This window comes from Caballeronia sp. LZ065 (assembly GCF_031450975.1).
GTDB lineage: Bacteria > Pseudomonadota > Gammaproteobacteria > Burkholderiales > Burkholderiaceae > Caballeronia.
This window is the reverse complement of sequence record NZ_JARUXV010000001.1, coordinates 1818667-1842394: the sequence shown is the minus strand read 5'-3', so window position 1 is coordinate 1842394 and position 23728 is coordinate 1818667. Positions and strand designations below refer to the sequence as shown.

The 23728-nt window shown below is 64.2% G+C and carries 20 protein-coding genes; 11 read left to right on the top strand and 9 right to left on the bottom strand.

Annotated elements, in window-relative coordinates:
• Window positions 1-304 precede the first annotated feature (304 nt).
• Window positions 305-1060, bottom strand: coding sequence for a hypothetical protein (locus QCE63_RS08475; protein WP_309832300.1), 756 nt, complete (start codon window positions 1058-1060; stop codon window positions 305-307).
• Between the two features lie 276 nt (window positions 1061-1336).
• Here QCE63_RS08475 and QCE63_RS08470 point away from each other — a divergent pair, with 276 nt between their 5' ends.
• Both QCE63_RS08470 and QCE63_RS08465 read left to right on the top strand, forming a co-directional pair.
• Window positions 1337-1699 (top strand): hypothetical protein, encoded by a 363-nt coding sequence (locus tag QCE63_RS08470; protein WP_309832299.1) that lies wholly within the window; start codon window positions 1337-1339, stop codon window positions 1697-1699.
• 417 nt (window positions 1700-2116) lie between these two features.
• Complete coding sequence (locus QCE63_RS08465; protein ID WP_309832298.1) at window positions 2117-4333, top strand: TonB-dependent siderophore receptor; 2217 nt, start codon at window positions 2117-2119, stop codon at window positions 4331-4333.
• A 31-nt stretch (window positions 4334-4364) separates the two neighbouring features.
• On the opposite strand, the gene QCE63_RS08460 is transcribed toward QCE63_RS08465, so the two are convergent.
• A complete protein-coding gene (locus QCE63_RS08460; protein WP_309832297.1) occupies window positions 4365-5024 on the bottom strand; it encodes a hypothetical protein in 660 nt (219 codons plus the stop codon).
• A 240-nt stretch (window positions 5025-5264) separates the two neighbouring features.
• Here QCE63_RS08460 and QCE63_RS08455 point away from each other — a divergent pair, with 240 nt between their 5' ends.
• From QCE63_RS08455 to QCE63_RS08445, 3 genes are all read left to right on the top strand, one after another.
• Window positions 5265-5927: a response regulator gene (locus tag QCE63_RS08455; RefSeq protein WP_309832296.1), complete on the top strand. Its 663-nt coding sequence runs from the start codon at window positions 5265-5267 to the stop codon at window positions 5925-5927.
• Entirely contained in the window at window positions 5924-7309 is a 1386-nt protein-coding gene (locus QCE63_RS08450; protein WP_309832295.1) for an ATP-binding protein, read from the top strand. The genes QCE63_RS08455 and QCE63_RS08450 overlap by 4 nt, the downstream gene beginning before the upstream one ends.
• Before the next feature lie 165 nt (window positions 7310-7474).
• A complete protein-coding gene (locus QCE63_RS08445) occupies window positions 7475-8137 on the top strand; it encodes a response regulator transcription factor (RefSeq protein ID WP_309832294.1) in 663 nt (220 codons plus the stop codon).
• Window positions 8138-8204: 67 nt separating this feature from the next.
• Here QCE63_RS08445 and QCE63_RS08440 read toward each other — a convergent pair whose 3' ends face one another.
• From QCE63_RS08440 to QCE63_RS08425, 4 genes are all read right to left on the bottom strand, one after another.
• On the bottom strand, window positions 8205-9689 hold the full coding sequence (locus QCE63_RS08440; RefSeq protein ID WP_309832293.1) for an esterase-like activity of phytase family protein: 1485 nt from the start codon (window positions 9687-9689) through the stop codon (window positions 8205-8207).
• A gap of 144 nt (window positions 9690-9833) precedes the next feature.
• Window positions 9834-10031, bottom strand: coding sequence for a hypothetical protein (locus QCE63_RS08435; RefSeq protein WP_309832292.1), 198 nt, complete (start codon window positions 10029-10031; stop codon window positions 9834-9836).
• A 155-nt stretch (window positions 10032-10186) separates the two neighbouring features.
• The gene (locus QCE63_RS08430; protein WP_309832291.1) at window positions 10187-11620 is read right to left on the bottom strand and encodes an MFS transporter; all 1434 of its coding nucleotides are present in this window, start codon (window positions 11618-11620) and stop codon (window positions 10187-10189) included.
• Window positions 11621-11889: 269 nt separating this feature from the next.
• Window positions 11890-12642, bottom strand: coding sequence for an IclR family transcriptional regulator (locus QCE63_RS08425; RefSeq protein ID WP_309832290.1), 753 nt, complete (start codon window positions 12640-12642; stop codon window positions 11890-11892).
• Window positions 12643-12798: 156 nt separating this feature from the next.
• On the opposite strand from QCE63_RS08425, the gene QCE63_RS08420 reads away from it, so the two are divergent.
• The 5 genes from QCE63_RS08420 (at window position 12799) to QCE63_RS08400 (ending at window position 19753) form a co-directional block, all read left to right on the top strand.
• The gene (locus QCE63_RS08420; RefSeq protein WP_309832289.1) at window positions 12799-13782 is read left to right on the top strand and encodes a hydroxymethylglutaryl-CoA lyase; all 984 of its coding nucleotides are present in this window, start codon (window positions 12799-12801) and stop codon (window positions 13780-13782) included.
• Window positions 13779-15008 carry a CaiB/BaiF CoA-transferase family protein gene (locus QCE63_RS08415; protein WP_309832288.1) on the top strand — a complete coding sequence of 410 codons (1230 nt, stop codon included), beginning with the start codon at window positions 13779-13781 and terminating at the stop codon, window positions 15006-15008. Before QCE63_RS08420 ends, QCE63_RS08415 begins: the two co-directional genes overlap by 4 nt.
• 63 nt (window positions 15009-15071) lie before the next feature.
• The gene (locus QCE63_RS08410; RefSeq protein ID WP_309832287.1) at window positions 15072-16379 is read left to right on the top strand and encodes an MFS transporter; all 1308 of its coding nucleotides are present in this window, start codon (window positions 15072-15074) and stop codon (window positions 16377-16379) included.
• 61 nt (window positions 16380-16440) lie between these two features.
• Window positions 16441-17457: an amidohydrolase family protein gene (locus QCE63_RS08405; protein ID WP_309832286.1), complete on the top strand. Its 1017-nt coding sequence runs from the start codon at window positions 16441-16443 to the stop codon at window positions 17455-17457.
• A gap of 208 nt (window positions 17458-17665) precedes the next feature.
• Window positions 17666-19753 (top strand): TonB-dependent receptor, encoded by a 2088-nt coding sequence (locus QCE63_RS08400; RefSeq protein ID WP_309832285.1) that lies wholly within the window; start codon window positions 17666-17668, stop codon window positions 19751-19753.
• A 78-nt stretch (window positions 19754-19831) separates the two neighbouring features.
• On the opposite strand, the gene QCE63_RS08395 is transcribed toward QCE63_RS08400, so the two are convergent.
• The 3 genes from QCE63_RS08395 to QCE63_RS08385 are packed head-to-tail and all read right to left on the bottom strand — an operon-like array spanning window position 19832 to window position 22615.
• Entirely contained in the window at window positions 19832-20605 is a 774-nt protein-coding gene (locus QCE63_RS08395) for an aldolase (RefSeq protein WP_309832284.1), read from the bottom strand.
• Between the two features lie 60 nt (window positions 20606-20665).
• On the bottom strand, window positions 20666-21274 hold the full coding sequence (locus QCE63_RS08390) for a glutathione S-transferase family protein (protein ID WP_309832283.1): 609 nt from the start codon (window positions 21272-21274) through the stop codon (window positions 20666-20668).
• Window positions 21275-21304: 30 nt separating this feature from the next.
• Window positions 21305-22615 carry an MFS transporter gene (locus tag QCE63_RS08385; RefSeq protein WP_309832282.1) on the bottom strand — a complete coding sequence of 437 codons (1311 nt, stop codon included), beginning with the start codon at window positions 22613-22615 and terminating at the stop codon, window positions 21305-21307.
• 170 nt (window positions 22616-22785) lie between these two features.
• Between QCE63_RS08385 and QCE63_RS08380 the strand changes: the two genes are divergently transcribed.
• Entirely contained in the window at window positions 22786-23421 is a 636-nt protein-coding gene (locus QCE63_RS08380; protein WP_309832281.1) for an XRE family transcriptional regulator, read from the top strand.
• The last annotated feature ends 307 nt before the right edge of the window (window positions 23422-23728 follow it).

Genomic DNA, 23728 nt, shown 5'->3' with positions numbered 1-23728 from the left:
TTGTTGGCTGGAGATCGCAATGAGCGTCGAAACCTTCGATAGCGTTCACCGCAGCCGATCCCCCGGCGCACCGGCATGGCTTGTCACGGCCAGGCTGCGTGAGCCGGCCGCGCTCCATGCTCGATGTCGCCCGGAAGGAAGACTGCCTGCCGAGACCCCGCTCGTGGAAGCTCAAGGACGTCGTAATGCACGTATAGCATGCCCGTAACCGTCAGTACGGTGACTGTCAGGTCCAGGTGACTGAGGAATATAAGGGGCAAGGATGACGGAATGGTGTCGATAACGGCATTCGCTTGTGCCATGTTCAATGCATGGCTCGCGCGGGACGCTGCCTGAAGGTGAACGCGCAGACGAGCATGAAGCCCATCAGTGCGAGCGATGCGCCATAGCGGCTCAGTTCGAGTCCGCCTTGCGCCACGGGTTTGTCGAGGAAGTCGCCGAGGACCGCGCCGAGTGGACGCGTCAGGATGAACGCGCTCCAGAACAGGAAGGTGCGCGACGCGCGCGTCGTGTAGAAGGCAATGGCGATAGCCGCGAGCAGTCCGCCGAAGATCAGCGCGGCGCCGGTGTAGCCGAGGCCGGCGTCATCGGCGGTCCAGTCGCCGAGCGCGGTGCCGAGCGTCTGCGAGAACATGATGGTCACCCAGTAGAACATCTCGGCGCGCGGCGATGATACGGTGGCGATCGATACCGATCCCATCGCGCGATACCAGACCGCCAGCGAGATCACGAGCAGCGTCAGCAGCAGCGCGCTGCCGCCTGCGTAGCCGATCCCGAGCGAGCGATCGGCGAAGTCCGCGAGGGTCGTGCCGACGGTCGTCGTCGCGACGATCGTGAACCAGTAGAGCGCGGGATGAAAGCGGCGCGCCTTGATCTGCGCACTGACGGCAACGATGAACACCGCGGCGAAGATGAACGTGCCCAGCAGATAGCCGAGTTTCATGGACATGGAGACGGCATCGCCGGCGGTTTCGCCGAGGGTCGTCGCAGCGATCTTGATGAGCCAGAAACCGAAGGTGACTTCAGGAACTTTGGCCGTGACCGCAGAGTGTTTTTGCATGAGTGCTCCGCTCAAGGATGGGGACGTGTCGTGCATGGAGGAGCGGAGAGCTTAGTGAGCGATCGCTTATGAAAGGCTTAGGGTCGCTTGCGGGTCTGGTCGATCCGATCGCTGACAGCTTCCTTCGCGCTGCATTTCAGATCGGTTTCATGCGTTCGATTTTTCGCGTCCATGCGCGTGGCTAAGCCTCTCTTAAGGGCGGCAACCTCAAGCTTGTTGATGACGCAGTGTTCATGCATTCATGCAACCCAGGTTGCGTCCTTCCGGGAGCTTTCGATGAGCCTGCCGCACCTCGGCGCCATCCGGGCAAACGTCGTGCTCTTCGCGATGTCGGTCATGGTCATGGAGTGCGCCGCGCTTCTGACGCTGGCGTGCATCGGACATCCTGGATGGATGGCGGCCGTCGCTACCCGAAGCGCCATCCTGTGCCTGTCCGGCATGCTCTGGCGTGTCGTCAGGCAGCGCGCGCGCAGGGCGTTCGAAGCGGCGCGTGAGACCGGACATGTCGTCTGGCAGCGCGACGACTGCAACGGCCGCTTTTGCATCAGCGAAGCGTGCCCGTCAGGTTGGCTCGTGCAACTCCATCGAGAAGCGAGCGGAGCAGAAAAGAGGGCGGACAGCGTCGTCATTCATTCCTGAGCCTCTTGGCGAACTCAGCCTACAGGTCCACGCAGACAGTCCTTCCCGGACTGTCTTTTCAACCCGGCGAATGCCGGGTTTTTTTCGGCGCTTGCAGCGCCGTTTTCAGCGTGACACACGTTGCAAGGGCGGCGGCAACTCCTTGTTTCGGGTCTTCGGCTAATGAGAATTATTCCCATTGTCCCACGAAAATTCTTACGAACACTTAGCCGGAGCTTTCAGTGTTGCGTGGAGAGCCTTGCTGCACAACGGTCTTTAAAAATCTTCTTAAAGACCCGTTTACTCCTTTGTTAACAAACATTACACTTCGCGCCGATAGTAGATGCGAAACATTCGCATCTACTTGATCTCTCGCGGGCTTCGTTCGCGTCAGTGCGCCTCACGCAATGTGAGGCTTCAACCCTTCTCACACACACCATGCCCGCTCTGTTCAAGACGCGGACGCGTCTGCTCGCGTCCGTCGGTGCGCTTTATTGCGCCAGTTTCGCGTTGCCTGCTCACGTCCTCGCGCAGACCGCGCCGGACGCCGCCGATGCCTCATCCGCGACGCTGCCCGCCGTCAAGGTGAACGCCAGTACCGCACAGTCCGACATGCAGACGAAGGCGCTGCCGTCCTACAAGTTCACGGCGCCCTTGCTCGACACGCCGCGTTCCATCACCGTCATTCCGCAGGAACTGATCCGCGAGACCAACGCGACGACCTTCGCCGACGCCCTCAAGACCGTGCCGGGCATCACATTCCTCGGTGGCGACGCGGCGGCGAATCCGTCGGCGGACCGGCCGGTGATCCGCGGCTTCGAATCGCGCAATTCGATTTTTGTGGACGGCATTCGCGACTCGGGCGTGCAGAATCGCGAGACCTTCGACATCGAAAACATCACGGTCATCAAGGGCCCGGATTCGGTGTACGCGGGACGCGGTTCGGTCGGCGGTTCCATCGACATCGAAACGAAGATGCCGAAGAGCGAGGACTTCATCAACGCGGGACTCGGCATCGGCACGGAGGCGTACAAGCGTCTGACGCTCGATGTGAACCACCCATTCGGCGACGGCAACGCCTTCCGCTTCAACGCGATGGGTTACGACGCCAATCAGGCGGGCCGCAACAACGTGTACAGCAAGCGCTGGGGCGTCGCGCCTTCGGTGGCTTTCGGCCTGAACAGTCCGACGACGGTCACGGTCAGCTACTACCATCTGAACTCGTACGACATGCCGGACTTCAGCGTGCCGTTCCGTTCGACCGGCGGCACGCCGATCAACAGCGACCGCGGCCAGTTCTACGGCTTCAACAACCGCGACTACCGCTACGGACAGACCGATACGGGCGAAGTGCGCGTCGAGCATCGCTTCAACGACAATCTGAAGCTGCGCAACACGACGATGTTCGGCCGCTCGACGCTCGATTACGTCGCCACCAATCCGCAGTTGCTGAGCGCGACCTCGAACATCCTCGGCCTGCAGGCGAAGAGCGGCAAGTACGCGACCAACAGCATCACCAACCAGACCGAACTGACCGGCAAGGCGACGCTGCTCGGCATGCAGCACACGATGACGGGCGGCGTCGAGTTCAGTCACGAACGCAGCCTGTACGAGGGCTATCTCGTGGCGGACAGCGCGGGCAACAACATCCGGTCGAGCACGCCGTGCAACGTGCCGTTCAACTGCACGCCCATCAACGCGTGGAATCCCGACAACCCCTGGCTCGGCAGCATCCTGCTGAACGGCGACAAGGGCTTCCCGGGCGCGGCGACGCATACGCAGACCAACACGGCATCGGCGTATCTGTTCGACAGCGTGAAGATCACCGACCAGTGGCTCTTCAACGCGGGCGTGCGCTTCGACCGTTTCGACGTCACGGCGACGCAGCAGGGCGCGAAGGACCTGACGAACGATTCGAACCTGTTCAGCTATCAGCTGGGCCTTGTCTACAAGCCGCTGCCCTCGGTGAGCCTGTACACGTCGTATGGCACGTCGGCGAATCCCCCGGGCGCGAACTCGGGTCTCGGCGGCGGCACCGACCAGATCACCGCGACCAATCAGGATCTCTCGCCGGAGCGCAGCCGCAATATCGAAGTGGGCGCGAAGTGGGACGTGCTCGACCGGCTCTCGATGAACCTCGCGCTGTTCCAGACCGACAAGACCAACGCACGCGTGAGCGACGGCCTGGGCGGCCTGATCAACGCCGGGCATCAACGCGTGCGCGGCGTGGAAGTGGGGTCGGCCGGGAACATCACGAGCAAATGGAGCATGTTCGGCGGCTATTCGTATCTCGATGCGATCACCGTCGATGCCGGCGCGGCGAGCGCGGCCTCATCCGGCCTGCCGATGGTCATGGTTCCGAAGCACAACGTCGCGCTGTGGTCGTTCTATGACGTGATGCCGAAACTGAAGGTCGGTGCGGGTGCGACCATCGCGAGCAAGACCTACGCTTCGGTCTCGCCGACGGTGCGCAAGTGGACGCCGGGTTATGCACGCATCGATGCCGTGGCGACCTATCACGTCTCGAAGGCAGTGGACTTGCAGTTGAACGTGAACAACATCTTCGATCGCAAGTACTTCTCGACCGCGTATCCGATTTACGCGACGTGGGCGCCGGGCCGTTCGGCCGTGGTCACGCTCAACTTTTATCAGTAAGCGGCAGGCAAGGGGCGATCGCAGTACGCGATCACCCCTCGAGCATGACCGTCCGGCTGAACCCGAACGTGCTGACCCGCGTGATGGCTTCACGCGTCAGCGCGACGCCGCGGAAGCCGCCGGGCATCGGCAGGGTGAGGGCATGATCGTGGGCCATGGCCTCGCTCGTTTGCCCGAGCCGCGAGCGGGCGATTCCGGCGGCCTCCGCCCATGCCCGGCCGCCGCGCGACGCATCGTCCGACACGGGCGCCACCGTCAGCCCCACGCCCACATCGCACGCGGCGATCACCATGGCGATCCAGATGCCCGCGTAGGCGACATCGACGCCCAGTTGCACGTCATGGCTTGCTACGGCGACGCGCTCGAACGGGCCTTCGGTCAGCCCGACTTCCTCGGGCGCACAGGCAAGCATGTGTGAAAGGGACAGGCGCAGCGTCGCGCGGGCGATGCCGAAGCGTCGTCCGATCGGCGAGCGGGGATGCATGCGCGCTCGCCTGCGTTCCGCGATGCTCAGCCACTGACCGATGTTCAACGCGGACGCAAAAGGAAAGTCGGTGGAGACGAGCCACACGTAGAGTTCGCCCGGGGCGGGCGGCGCCTGCGCGACGGTGTCGGCCTGGGTCAGATCGTAGTGTCGCCACGCGATGCCGTCGGCCCCGATGTCGAGCGGTCTGACACGCGCGGTCTTCATGCCGGCGCTCCCGTGGCGACATCGGCCACAAGCGTTGAATGGTGCTGCGAGCAATGCGCGCCCGTCATGTCGGCCCTCGGACCCAAAATCGCGCATTGTGCGGACGCGGTGCTTATGGGACGCTTAAGGCGCCCCTGCGCCGAAGAAAGAGCGCTCACCCCCTTACCATCGCGGATATCGGGCGGCTAAGCTTCCGGGTCGTGCCAGTGTCGGCATGGCGAAATGGCTGGGGAGGGCAACGTGCGCTTGCTTCTGGTGGAAGACGACGAAATGATCGGAGAATCGGTGGCGGCCGCGCTGCGCCGCGACAACTACACCGTGGACTGGGCTCAAGACGGCCGCGAAGCCGAGTTGTCGCTCGCCAACGACGTCTACGATCTCGTGCTGCTCGACCTGTCGCTGCCGCGCCGCGACGGCATCGATGTCCTCAATGCGTATCGGAGCCGGGGCGGCAACGCGCCGGTGCTGATCATCACGGCGCGCGAAGCCGTGGACGAACGGATCCGCGGCCTCGACGCCGGCGCGGACGACTATCTGCTGAAACCCTTCGATCTCGCCGAACTCGCCGCGCGCATCCGCGCGCTGTTGCGGCGGCGGACCGGGCAGAAGCATCCGGTCTTCTCGCACGGCGAACTGTCGCTCGATCCGGCCGCGCACGAGGCCGCCAAAGGCGGCGTGCCGCTCAACCTGGTGCCGCGCGAGTTCGCGCTGCTGCAAGCCTTGATCGAAGAGCCGAAGCGGGTCTTCAAGCGCCGCGAACTCGAAGAAAAGCTGTACGGTTGGGGCGAGGAAGTGGGCAGCAATGCCATCGAGGTTCATGTGCACAGCCTGCGGCGCAAGATCGGCGCGGAAGAGATCGTGACGGTGCGCGGCGTGGGCTACCGTCTGAAGGGGCTCGGATGACATCGATCCGGCGCTGGCTGCTCGGCTGGCTGATCTGCGGTCTCGGCGCGGTTTGCGCCATCGCGGGCTATGGCATTTTCAGCCTGGCGCAGCTGGAGGCCGGCGAACTCTTCGACTACGAATTGCGCACGATCGCGCTGTCGATGCCGAGCAACGTCGATGACACGTCCGGTGCGCACGGACGCGCGCCGGAGTTGCGCGGCATCGCGGACGACCGGCTCGTGATCGACATCTGGGACGGCTCGGGCAGGCTCGTCTATCACTCGCCGAACGAACCCGAGCTGCCGTTCATGGGCGAAGGTTTTCGTTCGGCCCAGCGCGAGGGCATTCGCTGGCGCGCCTTCGGCCATGCCGAACGCACCCGCTTCATCCAGGTGGCGCAGCCTTCGAGCGTGCGCGAAGAACTCGCGGCCCGGCTCGCGTCACGCACGCTGATGCCGCTGGCCGTGCTGATCCCGGTGTTGATCGGCATCGTGCTGTTCGTCGTGGCGCGCGGGCTGTCGCCGGTCGGCGCGGTGTCGCGGGCACTGGCGGCGCGCTCGCCCGAGTCGCTCGACCCCATCCGCTTCGACAAGCCGATGCCTGTCGAGCTGTATCCGCTCGTCCAGGCATTGAACGATCTGCTCAGGCGCGTGGACGAGGCGTCGGAAGCGCAGCGCGCCTTCATCGCCGACGCCGCGCACGAACTGCGCACGCCGATGACCGCGCTCAAGCTTCAGATCCAGGGCGCGACAAGCGACGGCTCGATGCAGGTCGACCCCGTTACCCGGCAGAAGATCGAAGGGCGCCTGAATCGCGTGATCCATCTCGCCCAGCAACTGCTCAGCATGGCGCGCGAAGATGCGGCTCGCGAAGCGGCCATGGCGCCGATGAGTCTGCGCAACCTGTGCGAGGAGCGCGTGGGCGATTACTCATTGCTGGCGGAGGCGAAGTCGCTGGATCTCGGGCTCGAAGTCGATCAGGCGCGCGGCGAGCGGGATGCATTCATGATCCACGGCGATGTCCACGCGCTCGGCGTCCTGCTGAACAACCTGCTGGACAACGCGGTGCGCCATACGCCGGCGGGCGGGCGCGTCGACGTGATCCTGCGGCGCGAGCCCCGGGGACTCGCGCTGACCGTGCTCGATACCGGCAGCGGCATTCCGGTTGACGAGATCGCTCGCGTGTGCGACCGCTTCTACCGGATTTCAGGGACGGCAGGGCATGGCAGCGGGCTTGGGCTCGCCATCGCTTCACGCGTGGCGCGACGCCATCATGCGACGCTGGTCGTGGCGAATCGCCGCGACGTGACGGGGCTGGCGGTATCGGTGCAGGGGCTGCGCGAACTCGCCGATGCGCCTCTGGACCTCGCACCAAGAACCGCCGCGCACACGGCCGAGTGAGGCCTGCTGCGTCGCCGTTCCGCAGCGCGCCTGTCTGCTAAGCATTTCATAAGCATGCGCCCACTAGGCTCGTGGCCTTGTCCGGTCGACGAGTTTCCAGATGAAGCGCGCAATCTCCCGCTCCGCCCGCGGCCTGCATTCGCCATGGCCGCACGGGAGCGGCGCATGAGAGTCCTGCTGGTCGAAGACGGGCACAGCGCCGATGAGTCCATGCCACAGGCGCTGATGGGCTACGGCTATGTCGTGGATCTCGTCCAGGATGGCAAGACGGCCCTGGTGTCCATGTCGACGCATGTCTACGATGCCCTCCTGCTCGATGCGGCAAGACACATCCCGCGCGGGCTGGATGTGCTGCGCATGGTGAGACGCGCGGGCGGGCATGTGCCCGTCATCGTGATGACGACGCGGGGCGCGACCGCCGACCGGATCCGCGCGCTGAACGAAGGCGCGGATGACTGTCTCGGCAAGCCGTTCGACATGCTGGAACTCGACGCGCGCCTGCACGCGCTCATGCGACGCCTCGGCGCGCGCTCTGCGGCGCTGTTGACGAACGGCGTGCTGACCTTGAATCCGGCGACCCGGGAAGCCCGCTCGGACGCGGCGGCGATGCGCCTTTCCGGCCGCGAATTCGCGTTGCTGCAAGCGCTGATGATGCGGCCCGGCGCCATCCTGTCACGCGCCGATCTGGAAGACTGTATCTACGGCTGGACCGACGAGGTCGAGAGCAATGCCGTCGAGTTCCTGATTCACACGGTGCGCAAGAAGCTGGGCGCCGAGGTCATCAGGAACGTGCGCGGCGTGGGCTGGATGGTGTCGCGGCCAGCCTGATGCGGGCGGCATGCCGGGAAAGGCGCCGCAACCCTCGCGGCGCCTTCTTCTTGCCGTGCTCTCGCGCTTACTGCTTGAACTTCGCCGGCACCTTCGTCAGATCGATCCTGACGATCTCGCCGAAATCCTGCGTCTTGCCGTCCGGCAGGAACTTCTCGCTGGGCGGGAACGGATTTGCGGCCGTGGCCATCGGCACCGTCGCGGGTTCGTCCGTAATGCCGAAGTCCGAATCGTTCGAGATATAGAGCTGGGTCGGGTCGGCGGGATCGATGGCGATGCCCTCGACCTTGTCATGACCGAAGTACATACCCTTCGGATCGATGGTGGTGAAGAGCGCCGCATAGTTGAGGAACAGCGACTCCGTGCCGACCGTCATGCCCGCGGCGCCAAGCGCCTGTACGGCGGCGGGTGCATCGACCGTGCCCGCCAGATCCTCGATGGTCTTGCCGCCCACTTTGAGCCCGCTGGCCGGATCGTAGCTCACCGCGCCGCCCGCGATCGTGGTGCCGATCAGCGGCGATTTCGGACCGACGTCCGTGGCCCGGCTCAGATCAAGCTTCCACAGATTCTTGTCCGCGCGCGCCTTGCCGCTTGCCGTGCCGTCGACGGTGCCTTCGAAGTTGCCGTCGCGTTCGTCGACGATGAAGGTGCCGTCCGGCAGCGCCGTGATCTCGCTGACGGCCTGGCCTTCGGGGTTGCCCGCGCCATTCGTATGCAGGGCATACAGGTATTCGTGCACGTCGTTGACCGGGTCCGCGAGCGACACCTTCACGACCCGCGTGATCGCGCCCTTGCCCGACGCCACCGCCGTCACGCCGTTCTTGTCCAGCGGCGACTGCATGATGCCGATTAGATACTTGCCGTCGGCGCTGAGCGTCAGGCCTTCCATGCCCTTGTTCGGCTTGCGTTTCCTGAGCTCGCCGGGCAGCGCCAGATCGTTGCCGGTGCTCGCGGTCGAGTAGGGATTGAGGCGGGAGAGTTCCTTGCCGCTGGCATCGAAGTGGACGATGTACGGGCCGTATTCGTCCGATACCCAGAAGGTGCCGTCGGCCAAGGCGACGAGACCTTCCGGATCGAGACCGGCGCTGCTCGTGGGCAGCACGTTGCCGTTGACGTCGTAGATGGTCTCGGCGGTGCTCGCTTGCGGATTGACACGGCCGTTCATCGGCGTGCCGTCGGCAAGCGACAGGCCGATGACCTTCGCCACGCTCGCCTTGCCGCCGCTCAGCTGGAACAGTGCGATGGCCGGTTGAAACGCCTGGTCAGGCTCGATCTTGCTGGCGCCGTCCGGGGCAGTGACGTTGGGACCGCGATCGGTCATGCCGTAGAAGTAGCCGGGCTGATTGGGCGCAGTCGTCAGCGCGGAGCCGTAGCCCGTGCCGACGATCGGCACGTTGCCCCAGTTCGTGTAGGGCGCGATGTTCTGGGTGTAGAGCTGCGTGGCCTGTTTGGCCTGGGCAGCGGGGCTGTTGTCCGCCGATGAATCGTCGCCGCCGCATGCGGCCAGCGTGAGGGTCACTGCCAGCGCCACGAACGTCTTGTTGTTGACCATCCCTTGCGCTCCTTTTCTGGTGTCGTTCTTATGAAAAGGGCCAAGGGTATCGACGTGCAGTGGCAAATTCGTGACCGGCACATCTGGCGAGTGCTTGCGAAGATGGTTCTGAAGCAGGGATGCGTGGCTTTCTTCAGACAGGCGTTACTCGTCGAACATCTGATGAGGATGCTTGCTCGCGGCCTTCATGGCCGCCCGGTTCGCGAGCCAGGCCAGCGAGCAGAGCAGTGCCCCCGCGACGCCGTAGGGAATGAATCCGAAGCGTCCGGACGCGCCGGTGCCCAGCGCGTAAGCCGGTAGCAGAATGCCTGCGGAAAGAAGAACGTAGGGCAGCCAGCGCACAGTCGATGATCCTCCGATCACCCGGGTGCAAGTCGAAATCCCGGGCGTGGCTCACGCCAGATGAGTCGCGGGCAGCGTGCTGCGGATCGCGACGAAACGGGCAGATTAGCAAGTTTCGGTCCGCGTCGGTTGGGCGTGCGCTTGCTGTCAGTGCGTCAGTGCGAAATCTCGTCGAGCGTGCGATTGTTCGTGCGCGGGCCGAAGAAGCCGATCGCGCCCATCACCATCACCATCGAGCCGCCGATCAGACCGAACACGCCTTCCACGCCGACATGCCGCAACGCGAAAGCGATCATGAAGCCCGAGAACATCGCGGAGAGGCGCGACATCGAGTAGACGAAGCCGACTGCCGTGGCGCGGATGCGCGTCGGGAACAATTCGGTCTGGTAGGCGTGATAGCCGACCGAGAGCAGGGTGCCCGACAGCGTGATGAGCACGCCGAGCAGCATCAGCATGGCAGGCGACGACTGCGTGGCGAACAGGCTGCCGAAGACGGCAATGCCGAGCGCCGAGAGCACGATCAGCGTCTTGCGTTCGATACGATCCGCGAAGGCCATGGCGAGCAACGGCCCGAACGGATTCGATGCCGCGATGATGAACGAGTACATCAGGCTGTGGGTAATGGTCACGCCCTTCGACACCAGCAGCGTGGGCACCCATGACGCAAAGCCGTAGAAGCCGATCGCCTGAAACAGGTTGAATACCAGCAAGGTGATGGCGCGGCGGCGATACGGGCGCTGCCAGATCTCGTTGAAGCGCGCCTTGCCGCCAGTGGCCGCCGGTTCGCGGCTTTCGACGGGCGTGGGCAGCGCCTGACCGTATTGCTGCGCGACCCGGGCTTCGAGCGCGCCCAGCACGCTGTCCGCTTCGTCGAGACGGCCTTGCTGCGCAAGCCAGCGCGGGCTTTCCGGCACGCGGCGGCGAATCGCCCACACGATCAGCGCGCCCAGCGCGCCGATGATCACGACCCAGCGCCAGCCGTCGATGCCCCAGGGCGCGCGCGGCACGAGCCACCACGAGAACAACGCGACGGCAGGCACCGCCGTGTACTGCACCAGATGCACGAAGGCGAAGGCGCGGCCGCGCAGATGTTTCGGCACGAGCTCGCTGACGTAGGTATCGATCGTCACCAGTTCGACGCCCACGCCGATACCTGCGATCAGCCGCCACAGGTTGATTGCGGTCGCGCTGTCCTGCCAGGCCATCGCGAACGTGGCGATCGAATACCAGAGCAGCGACACGGTGAAGGTGGTCTTGCGTCCGAAGCGGTCGGCCAGGCGCGTGAAACAGAAGGTGCCGATGAACAGCCCCGCGAACGAGGCCGCGACGAAGGCGCCCAGTCCGGAGAAGCCGAAGAACGAGGCGGTGGTCGTCGAGTAGAGGCCGCTCTTGACCAGGCCCGGCCCGACGTAAGCGGTGAAGAACAGATCGTAGAACTCGAACCAGCCGCCGATCGACAGCATGAAAACCAGCGCCCATACCGAGCGTGTCGCGGGCAGGCGGTCGATACGCGCGTTGATGCGTTGCGATCTATCGGCCTCCGGTGGGGTGTGCGGCGGGTTGACCCCATCGACGGGCAGGCTGGCCATCTGCATGTTCTCCTTTTCAACATCCGTGATAGTTCTATTCAGTAGAACCGTGTTCTGTACAACAGCATGCGTATGGTAGTCGCGAGCCGTCAAGACGAGCGACTAGGGATAACACCAGCAGGCTTGCGTAAAGAGGGAGGGGTGGCGGCAATCCGAATGGAGGGCCGCCGATGCTGGCTCGTTGGGGAAGGTCTTCGCCGGCAACGAGGTGTCGGAGGTTCGCCTGGCTGGCGCGATCGGTTGCGTCGTCGCGGTCGAATCGGGCGATGCTACGCGTCGTAGCGCGCGGCCATGCCGCCCAGCGCGGTCGTCGCCTGCCTTGCGCTGAGGAGGAGCGCCTTGCGCGCGGTATCGATGGTGGAGGCGTCGCCGAATCGGCCCTTCGGTCCGGACACGGTCAGCGCGCCTGCGATCAGGCCGGTTGCATCGAATACCGGCACCGATGCCGACACGGTCTCCGGATCGCGTTCGCCATAAGACACCGCGAACAGTTGCTCCCGCACCTCATGCCAGCGCGGGTCCGACGCTTCGGTGAACGCCAGCAGCACCTTGCCGGACGCGCCTTTGTCGATGGCGAATTCCTCGCCCACCCGGATCGCGACCCGTACGCTTCGCGACGGCTCGACCCGGTAGAGGACCAGCCGTTTGTCGCCCTGGCGCACGTACAGCGAGGCTGTCTCGCCGAGATCGCGGCTCAGTTGTTGAAGAATGGGTTCGACCACCGGTCCCACCTGGAAAGACCGCTGATAAAGCGTGGCGAGCCGCAGCGGTTGATGTCCGATTGCATACTGGCCGTCACTCAGCTTGCGTATGAAGCCGCCGTGTTCGAGTGCGCCGAGCAGGCGCAGCACTGTGCTCTTGTATAAGCCGGTGCGGCGCGAGAGTTCCGTGAGGGTCAGCCGTTCGTCGGTCGGCCCGTAGGCATTGAGGATCGCAAAGGCGCGATCCAGCACCGCGACACCACTGCTTGCCTCCGTGGCGTCCAGCGATGGCGCTCCCATTGCGGGCGCGGTAGTCGTCATCTCTTCTCCTCCCTGGTTATTCCACCACTTTACAGTTCTATGGTGCAGAACTCAAATTCTATAAATCGGGTTTACCCATCTTTAAGGTATCGCCAAACGCACCTATAGTTCTCTCTAGCAGAACCATGATCTATCAGATAGAACAAAGGAGCGATTTTGGAACCTTCCACGCCAAAAATCCTGATCAGCGAAGTCGGCCCGCGCGACGGCCTGCAAAGCATCAAGAGCGTCATGCCGACCGAGGCCAAGTTGCGATGGATTTCCGCGCTGGCGGCCGCCGGCTTGCAGGAGATCGAAGTGGGCTCCTTCGTTCCCGCCCGGCTGCTCCCGCAGATGGCCGACATTCGCGAAGTGGTCGCGCATGCGCTGTCGCTTCCCGGGCTGCATGTGGCGGTGCTCGTTCCGAATCTGCGCGGCGCGCAGGGCGCGTTCGAAGCGGGGGTTCACAAGCTGACGCTGCCGGTCTCGGTGACTGAGGAACACTCGATGGCGAACATTCGCAAGACCCCGGCGCAGATGATCGAAGAGGTTCGCAACATCGTCGCGTTGCGCGACGCGCAGTATCCGGGCGTGCAGATCGAGGCGGGCGTATCGGTGGCGTTCGGCTGCACGCTTGCCGGCACCGTCACGGACGACCAGACGATGCGCATGTGCATCGCCATGGCCGAGTGCGGCGTGGACGAGATCGGTCTCTCCGATACCAGCGGCTACGCTAATCCGGTCCAGGTGCGTCGCTTGTTTCGCCGGTTGCAGTCCGAACTCGGCGCGAAGGCAGGCGGCGCCCACTTCCATAACACGCGCGGTCAGGGACTCGCCAACGTGGTCGCCGCGCTCGACGCCGGCGTCACCACGATCGATTCGAGCCAGGCGGGCCTCGGCGGCTGTCCGTATGCGCCGGGCGCGACCGGCAACATCGTCACCGAAGACCTCGCGTTCCTGCTGGAGGCCATGGGCTACAGCACCGGCGTGGACATCGACAAGCTGATCGCCGCGCGCGCGATCCTTGCCGAAGCGCTGCCCGGAGAAGCGCAGTACGGGCATGTTCAGGATGCCGGACTGCCGAAGGGATTCGCCTATGCGGACGGGCGTGCGCCGAGCGCGCCGCAACCGCAAGGCTGTCTGCTGGGGGCCGCGCAATGAGCGACATGCAAGCGAATCGATCCCTGCCGTACAGCGGCGTGCGCGTCGTCGAGATGACGCACATGGTGATGGGACCCACCTGCGGCATGGTGCTCGCGGACCTGGGCGCGGAAGTCATCAAGGTCGAACCGATCTCCGGCGACAGCACGCGCGCATTGCGCGGCTCGGGCGCGGGCTTCTTCGGCACCTTCAATCGCAACAAGAAGAGCATTGCCGTCGATGTGAAGGACGCGCGCGGCATCGAGATCATGCACAAGCTGACCGGCGGCGCGGACGTCTTCAGCGAGAACTTCAAGAGCGGCACGATGGACAAGCTGGGCCTCGGTTACGCGGCGCTCGGCAAGCTCAATCCGCGTCTCGTCTATGTGTCGCACAAGGGCTTCCTGCCGGGGCCGTACGATCACCGCACCGCGCTCGACGAGGTCGTGCAGATGATGGGCGGCCTCGCGTACATGACGGGGCCGGAAGGGCGTCCGCTGCGCGCGGGCACGAGCGTCAACGACATCATGGGTGGCATGTTCGGCGCGATCGGCGCAATGGCGGCGCTGGCGCAGCGCGAACGCACGGGACGCGGACAGGAAGTGCAGAGCGCGCTGTTCGAGAACAACGTGTTTCTGGTCGCGCAGCACATGATGCAGTACGCGGTGACTGGACAAGCGGCCTCGCCAATGCCCAGCCGCATCTCCGCCTGGGCCGTCTACGACGTGTTCTCGGTCAAGGAGGGCGAACAGATCTTTCTGGCGGTCGTGTCGGATACGCAATGGGCGATCTTCTGCGACGCGTTCGGCCTGTCGGCGCTCAAGGCGGACGCGCGCATCGCAACCAACAATCAGCGCGTGCAGGCGCGCGACTGGCTGCTGCCGCAGCTTCGCGAGCGTATGAAAGCGTTCACGGCCGCGGAGATCAGCGCGGTCTTCGAGCGCTGCGGCTTGCCCTATGCGCCGATCACGACACCGCAAGACCTGTTCGACGATCCGCACTTGCTCGCAACCGGCGGACTCGCCGACGTGACCCTGCCCGCCGACGCCAGCGGCGCCGGCAAGGCCGTGTCCACCCGGACCGCGCTGCTGCCCCTGACGCTCGATGGTGAACGGCTGAGCTTGCGTGCGGCGCCGCCGTCGCTGGGTCAGGATACGCGCGCACTCCTCATGGAGCTCGGCTATACGTCCGAGGCGCTCAGGCAGTTGACCGAAGCGGGCGTCGTCAAGTGCCAGGACCCGGTCTGACAGGGGCCGAAGCACGACACATCATTGCGCTGCACGAACAGCGCGGCCGACAGGAGACGACTCATGCCAACCCTTTCCTCCAACGTGGTCGCCGACCGTTCCGTCGATGCCACGCTCGAACAGCAGGCGGTGAAGAAAGCCGCATGGCGCTTCATTCCGCTGCTCGCGCTTGCCTACTTCTTCAACTATCTGGACCGCACCAGCGTGGGCTTTGCCGCGCTGACGATGAATCATGACCTCGGTCTGACGGCCACGCAGTTCGGCTGGGGCGCCGGCATCATGTTTGCGGGCTATTGCGTCTGCGAAGTGCCGAGCAATCTGGCGCTGTATCGCTTCGGCGCACGGCGCTGGCTTGCACGCATCATGATCACGTGGGGCTTCTTCGCGGCCGCGACCGCGCTCGCCACCGGGCCCGCCAGTTTCTATGCGATCCGGCTGCTGCTCGGCATCGGCGAGGCGGGCTTCTTTCCCGGCGTGATCTTCTTCCTGGCGGTGTGGTTTCCGGCGAGCTACCGCACACGCGTGCTTGCCTGGTTCACGGTGTCCACGCCGCTTTCGTCGCTCGTCGGCGCTCCGCTGTCGACCTGGCTGCTCTCGATGGACGGCGTCCTGGGACTGGCGGGCTGGAAGTGGATGTTCATCGCGGAAGGCTTGCCCGCGTGCGTGCTCGGCTTTCTCGTGCTCAGGATGCTCGTGGATCGGCCCGCCGATGCGAAGTGGCTCTCGCCGCAAGAGCGCCAGGCGCTGCAGAACGCGTTTGACCGCGAGGGTGCGGCCAGTACGAAAAAGAAGGACTTCAGCGCGGCCCTGAAGGACGCGCGCACCTATCTCCTCGCGATGATCTCGTTTGGCTTCACGATGGGCTCTTACGGTATCGGCATCTGGCTGCCGCAGATGCTCAAGGCCCACGGCATGAGCATGACGGAGACGGGGCTGCTGTCGGCCGTGCCGTATTTCTTCGCCACCATCGCGCTGCTCTGGTGGGCGAGGCGGGTCGACCGGCGCGGCGCACCCGTCGCGAATCTGGCGGCGGGTCTGCTGATCGGCGCCGTGGCGCTTGGCGTATCGACCCACTTTCATCAGCTGCTGCCCGCCATGACCGGGATTACGCTCGCGCTGATCGGAACCATTGCCGGCCGCACGATCTTCTATACGCTGCCGAACCGCTTTCTCTCCGGCCAGGCGGCTGCCGGCGGTCTGGCGCTGATCAATTCAATCGGCGCGCTCGGCGGCTTTGCCGGGCCGTATCTCGTCGGCTATCTCAAGGACAGCTTCGGGACGTTCACGGCGGGCATGGTCGGTCTGTCGGCCGTGCTGCTCGTCACGACCTTGTTGACGCTCTCGCTTTACGCCTTCAAGACAGAACGTTAAGGAAGCGGTCTGCGCCGGTTTTCCCGGCGCGGCAGCAAGTTCACCCAGGAGACGGCGCATCATGAGCACGACAGGCAATTACCTTCCCGTTCGCGCGACGTGGCTCGCCACGGGCACCGAGGCGGCGCTCGAACCGGACCTGCCGATCATCGACGCGCATCATCATTTCTATGAACGCGCCGACTGGACCTATCTGCTCGATGACTACCTCGAGGATATCGAGTCGGGGCACAACATCACGGCGTCGGTGTATATGCAGGCGCTGACGCGTTATCGAACGGACGGTCCCGAAGCAATGCGGCCGCTCGGCGAGATCGACTACGTGATCAAGGCCACTGCGCCCTTGCAGGAAGGCAAGCGGCAGATCGCGAAGGGGATCGTCGGGTATGCGGATCTGCGGCGCGGCAGCGCGGTGCGCGACGTGCTCGAGGCCGGCTTGCAGGCAGGCGAGGGCCGCCTGCATGGCGTGCGCCATCTGGTGACCTGGGATTCGGATCCGACGCTCGTGAATCCCATATCGGCCGCCCCGCGAGGCCTGCTGCTCGATACGGCCTATCGGGCGGGCGTGGCGCAGCTCGATGCGCTCGGCCTGTCCTGTGACGCCTGGCTCTTCTTCACGCAATTGCCCGAACTCTTCGATCTGGCGAAGGCCTTTCCGCGCACGCCGTTCATCGTCAATCATTGTGGCGGCATCGTGCGGATTGCCCGCTTCGCGGACCAGCGCAAGGAAGTGTTCGACCTGTGGTCGCGTTCCATGCGCGAACTGGCGCAATTGCCCAACGTGCATGTCAAGCTTGGTGGCCTGGGCATGCGAATCAACGGCTTCGATTTCGAGAAGGGCGCGCGGCCGCCTTCGTCCATTGAACTGGCGGAAACCTGGAAGCCGTGGATGCACACCTGCATCGACGCGTTCGGCGCGGATCGCTGCATGTTCGAAAGCAATTTCCCGGTCGACAAAGGTTCCTATCCTTTCAGCAACGGCTGGAACGCGTTCAAGCGCCTGACCGCTCAGGCAAGTTCGCAGGAACGCGAGGCGTTGTTTCGTGGAACGGTGAGTCGCGTTTATCGGCTCGATTGACTTCTGCGTGCGCCGGCCGGGTATCGGCGGCGTTTTCCAGCCCTGAAAGATAGAACTTTACGCTTCAAATGCAACAATATATCATTGCGACCGCAACGTCGTTGCGAGCCTGCGCCCGACGTCATTTCCATGCCTGCATCGAGCAACGATATATTGTTGCATCGCCTGCGCGTTCGGCGTCAAAACGAAATCAAATCCAAAAGCCACCGTGAAAAAAGACCTGAAACGCCTGTCGCAACGTGCCTTGCGCCTGTCCCCGCTGTCCTTCGCTTGCTTCGCACTCGCCGCACAGGCCCAGCAGCATGCAGCGACTGCGGCATCGTCGGTGCCGGGCGGCGCGCTTGCGCCAGTGTTTGTCACCGCCAATCCGCTCGGCGATTCGGATCTCATCGCGCCCGCGACCGCGCTCTATGGCGATGAACTGACGCGCAGGCAAACCAACTCGCTGGGCGAGACGCTCAATGGTCTGCCGGGCGTCTCCACGACGACGTACGGACCGATGGTCGGCCGCCCGATCATCCGTGGCATGGACGGCGATCGCATCCGTCTGCTGCAGAACGGCGTGGCGGCGTGGGACGCGTCGTCGCTCTCCTACGATCACGCGGTGCCGCAGGAGCCGCTGACCATCGAGCGGGTCGAGATCGTGCGCGGGCCGGCGGCGCTGCTGTACGGCGGCAACGCGATCGGCGGGGTGGTGAATACGATCGACAATCGCATTCCGCGCGAGCCGATCAAGGGCGTCGACGGTGCAGTCGATGCCAGTTACGGCGGCGCCAACAATGCGCGGGCAGGCGAAGCGATGGTGGAAGGCGGCAATGGTCAATTCAATTTTCACGTCGATGCCTTCGACCGCGAAACCAGCAAGGAGCGCATTCCGGGCTTCGCGCATTCGGACCGCCAGCGCGCGCTTGACGGCCCCGATGCCGACGAAGCCTACGGCAGCATCCCGAACAGCGATGGCCGCTGGCATGGCGGCGCGGTCGGCACGTCGTACACCTGGGCCGATGGCTACGCAGGCCTGTCCTACAACGGCTACGAAGCGAACTATGGCTCCGTCGCCGAGGACGATGTGCGGCTGCGCATGCATCAGGATCACATCGCGTTCGCATCTGAAGTGCGCAACCTTCAGGGACCGTTCTCGCAGCTGAAGTTCGACTTCGGCTACACCGACTACGAGCACAAGGAAATCGACAACGGCGAGACCGGCACGACGTTCCGCAACCACGGCTACGAGGCGCGGCTGGAAGCACGGCACAAGAAGATCGGGCCGCTGGAAGGGTCAATCGGCGTGCAGGTCAGCCAGAACACCTTCTCCGCGCTCGGCGACGAAGCGCTCGTACCGACCACGCAGACCACCAACGTCGCGCTCTTCGGTCTCGAGGAATGGAAGGTCACCGACCGGCTCAAGCTCAGCGCCGGCGCGCGTTATGAACATGTCAGCCAGGATCCGACCGCTGCTGGCAACGAGAAGTTCGCGAGCGCGAGCACACGCGATTTCAATGCCGTGAGCGCGTCGCTCGGTGCGCTCTACAAGCTGACGCCCGTATGGTCGGTGGCCGGCGATGTCGCCTACACGGAACGGGCGCCCGCGCTCTACGAACTCTTCGCCAACGGCCCGCATGATGCGACCGGACAGTATCTGATCGGCGATCCGGAGGCGCAGAAGGAGAAGGCGGTTTCAGCGGATCTGTCGCTGCGTTTCGCGAGCGGTCCGAACAAGGGAAGCATCGGCGTCTTCTACAGCCGCTTTAGAAACTACCTGACCGAGTACAACACGGGCCGTCTCGTCGATGACGACGATCAGGTCGTCGCGCCCGGCACCGATGACGCCCTCAACGAAGCGGTGTATCGCGGCGTCCGCGCGGAGTTCTACGGGATCGAATGGGACAGCAAGTGGCGCGTCTTCGAGCACGGTGCCCACACGGTCGATTTCTCGCTGGTCGGCGACTACACGCATGCGCGCAATATGGACACCGGTTCGCCGTTGCCGCGCATCTCGCCGCTGCGCGCGACCGTCGCGCTGGACTACGGTTACGGGCCCTTCGGCGCGCGCGCGGAGATGCAGCATGCGTGGGCGCAGCATCGCGTGCCTGAAGACGATCTGCCGACTGCCAGCTACACGAAGCTGGGCGTGATGCTCACCTACAAGTTCCACGTCGGAAGCACGCACTGGCTCGCCTATGTGCGCGGCGACAACCTGACGAATCAGGACATCCGTTACGCCAGTTCCGTCGTGCGCGATATCGCGCCGGAAGGTGGCCGCAGCGTCATGGTCGGCATGCGCACGACGTTCTGATGCACAGTCAAGGCGCCGGACATCCGGCCGTTTTCGACGTCTCGCGCCGAAGCGTCCGCGCGATAGTCATGCACGGCCCTATGCCTTCAACGCATCACGATCCTGACGCAGCGCGCGCCGCGCGAACATCGCGAAACTTGCTTTGACCACGTTCGGTTGCAGCAGGAAATCATGCGATTCCTTCGCGAGCACCGGGTTCAGTTCCGCGATCGGCCCCAGCGTTTCCGCGCGAATCTGATTGCGCGCGGCGCGCTCGATCAACATCGACAGATAGGCGGTCTCCTCGATCGACGACGTCGCCGCCAGAAAGCCGTGATGCGCCAGCAGGATCGACCGGCGGCTGCCCAGCGCGGACGAGATGATCTCGCCTTCGTCGTCCGCGATCGGCAAACCGGGCCACTCCTTGAGAAAGGCGCAATCGTCGAAGAAGGGCGTGGCGTCCATGTGCGCGACACGCAAGGGACGGCCTGTCATCGACAGCGTCGAGACGAACGGCGGATGCGTGTGCACGATGCTGCGCACGTCCGGCCGGCGTCGGTAGACCCACATATGAAAACGCACCGCCGGATTGGGCATGCCGACGCCGTCGATCACGCGCAGCGATTCATCGATTTGCATGACGTGGCGCGGTTCGACTTCATCGAAAGCCACGGCGAGCGGCGTGGTCAGATAGGTGCCGTCGTCGCAGCGCACCGTGATTTGCCCGGCCAGCGTTTCCGAATGGTTTTCCATGGCCAGCATGCGGCACGTCAACACCACCTTCTCGCGATCGGTCCAGTTACCCGTGTCCAGCCGTGCCGCCATCTCGCTGACGGCATGTTGGGTCACTGACTGTTTTGCTTCATTCAACATCATGAGTCTCCGGTATGGATTCGCGTGGTTCGCATTGGGCGCCGACGCAGCGTGATCTGTTCATGCCGCCGGCTGCGGCAAGCCTTTCATCGTGACGTAACCGGGCAGCGCGGCAATGCGTTCGATCCAGGCGGTCACGTGCGGGTAGTCATCGAGCGGCAAACGACCTTCGCGCGACAGGCCGACGTAGGGCATGCACGCGAGGTCGGCGATCGTGGGACGGTCGGCGGAGAGCCACTCGTGCTTCGCGAGATGAGCATCGAGCACGCCTAGGACACGCTGTCCCTTGGCGGTCACCGCTTCGATATCGACCTGCTCGCCGAGCAGGTAGTACAGCCGGGCCGGCTGCAGGCTATTGCCAATCTCGTTCGCCGCGAAAGACAGCCATTGCGCGACGCGCGCATGCGTCCGGGGCGTGTCACCCAGCCACTGCGGCGCATGGCGGTGGGCGAGATAGGTGAGAATGGACTGGCTATCGCACACGAGAAAGCCGGCGTCGTCCAGTACGGGAATCTGCCGCAACGGATTGATCTCGCCGAACCACGGCGCATGATGCGCTTCGTTCGGCACGTCGACGAACTCGCAGCGACTGGGCAGCCCGAGCATGGCAAGCAGCATCCGGACCTTGTGGCAATTGCCCGAGAGCGGGTGGTCATAGAGTGTCATCATCGCGATGGATTCCGAAGTAAGGCGTTCGTGTCAGTCGGAAGAGGTGGGCTTCATCAGCCAGGCGCTCAGCGCGCCGATCAGTCCGAGCCCGCTCAGATAGATGCCGACTGACCCGATCCCGCCCAGATGCTTGACGAGCGACGCCGCGATGAGCGGCGCCAGTCCACCGCCGAGCGCAGCCGCGACCTGGATACCGATCGAGATGCCCGAGTAGCGCAACTCGGGCGGAAACTGCGCTGCATACAGACTCGATTGCGGACCGAAGATGATCGCGTAGTTCAGCGCCAGCGCGGTGATGGCCGCGAGCGTATAGAGGGTGAGGGAGCCGGTGCCCATCGCATGAAAGAGCGGCACGGCCATGACTGCGAGCAGCAGCGTGCCGATGATGTAGAGCCGGCGCGCGCCGATCCTGTCGCCCAGCCAGCCGAAGAACGGGATGGTGAAGATCTGCACGAGCGAGCCGAGCAACACGGCATTCAGTGCGTTGGCGCGTGTGAAGCCGAGATTGGTGGTTGCATAGGAGATCGAGAACACGATGATCGTGTACACCAGCGTGACTTCCGCCAGCTTGCCGCCGATCGCCAGCAACAGCGGCCGCATGTGCGAGACCAGCACGTCGCGCGCGGGAATCGACGCAACCTTCTGCTGGCTCTTGACGGCCTTGAAGTCGGGCGTCTCTTCGACCTTCATCCGGATGAACACGCCGATGGCGATAAGCGCGGCGCTCGCGAGAAACGGAATGCGCCAGCCCCATGCCATGAAACTGGCGTTCGGCAGCATGTTCACCAGCGCGAACGCGCCGGTGGACAACAGAATGCCGACAGGCGCGCCGGCCTGGGGCAGACTGCCATAGAACGACTTGGCGCCGGGCGGCGCGTGCTCGACGGCCATCAGCACGGCGCCGCCCAGTTCGCCGCCGAACGACACGCCCTGGCCGATCCGCAACATCACGAGCAGAACCGCAGCCCAGATGCCGATCGACTCATACGTCGGCAGGAAGCCGATCAGCGTCGTGCAGATGCCCATCAATACCAGGCTCCAGATCAGGATCGATTTGCGGCCGATCTTGTCGCCGAAATGGCCGAAGATGACGCCGCCGAGCGGCCGCGCAAAGAGGCCGGCCGCGAATGCGCCGAATGCGGCCAGGGTGCCGGTCGCGGGATCGAGACTTGGGAAAAAAAGCTTGTTGAAGACGAGGGCCGCGGCTGTGCCGTAGGCCAGAAAATCGAACGCCTCGATGGCCGTGCCCGCCATCGAGGCAGCTGCCACCCGCACCATCCGCCGGTCTGCCGGCACGCTCGTGTGCGTGGGGCTCGACGCATTCTGTTCAACCGTGTCCATCGTCTCTCCCTGTTGCGTTGCCGTGTCCTTTTTTGTCTGCAATTTGCCTTATGGACAACAAAGTTGTCCACGGCGTTGCCAGTCTAGTCGTTTAGAATCGCCGCTGAAATCCCTGTCAAAATAAATTTTCGAGATGCGCACCGGGCGCGAGACAGGGCAACTTATCCATCGTGAGACAACGTTTGTTGACTGCAAAATCGCGGGGACGGGCGACCGCACGTCCGACAGAGCACGCCTCCGGCGCCGAAGCGCAGCAGCCTGGCGAGCTGGCGCGCGCGCTCAGGCAGCGGCGTGGGCTCACCCTCGACGAGCTCGCAAACCGCACGGGTATCAGCAAGGGACATTTATCGCGTTTCGAGCGTGGCGAGAAAAGCGTGTCGGTTTCAGCGCTGATGCGCGTGGCTCAGGCGCTTCATACGTCGGCGGCCACGCTGCTCGGCGAAAAGGTGGATCAGGGCGTGCTGCACATGGTGCGCGCAGGGGATCGGCATTTCAGCCGCGAGGGCGGCGCGGATTACGACTTCGCCCCATTGAGTCGAGCGAGCGGTAGTGAAGGCGGCGACGGTCCAACGGCGTTGCTGGTGAGGTTTTCTTCCGACGCCGATCTGAAGGAAGCCGCATTCCATTCCGGCGACGAGATTTTCTTCGTGCTCTCGGGTGCGATCGAGATCGAACTGGCGGATCAGTCCGTCATCTTGCGTGAGGGCGACTTCGCGCAGTTTCCCGGCTTGGTCAGGCATCGCATACGCAGCGTCGGCAGCGACGCGGAAGTGTTGATCGTGGTGACGGGCGCGCGCGATGAATGAGCGTGAGCGAGTTTGGGCGTGATGCTGCGGGGATGTCCGGCGTGAGACTTCAGGAAGCCGCTGCCGGCGGCTGAACAGCACCCGTGGCGGTGTGCGGTCATCGTGGCCGTCGCGGGGCGATGTAAATGGCTGACACCCGCTGGACGACCCAATGGCCAGGTGGCCACCGGTTCGGAACGCGACATTTGAATCTGGGACCCACATCAAAATGTCATGGCTAAATACAAATGTCCGATGTCTGGCTCATTAGAAATGTCAGGGTTTAAGATTTGCCAATCTCTTTAGATCATTATCTCCCCACCGCGGC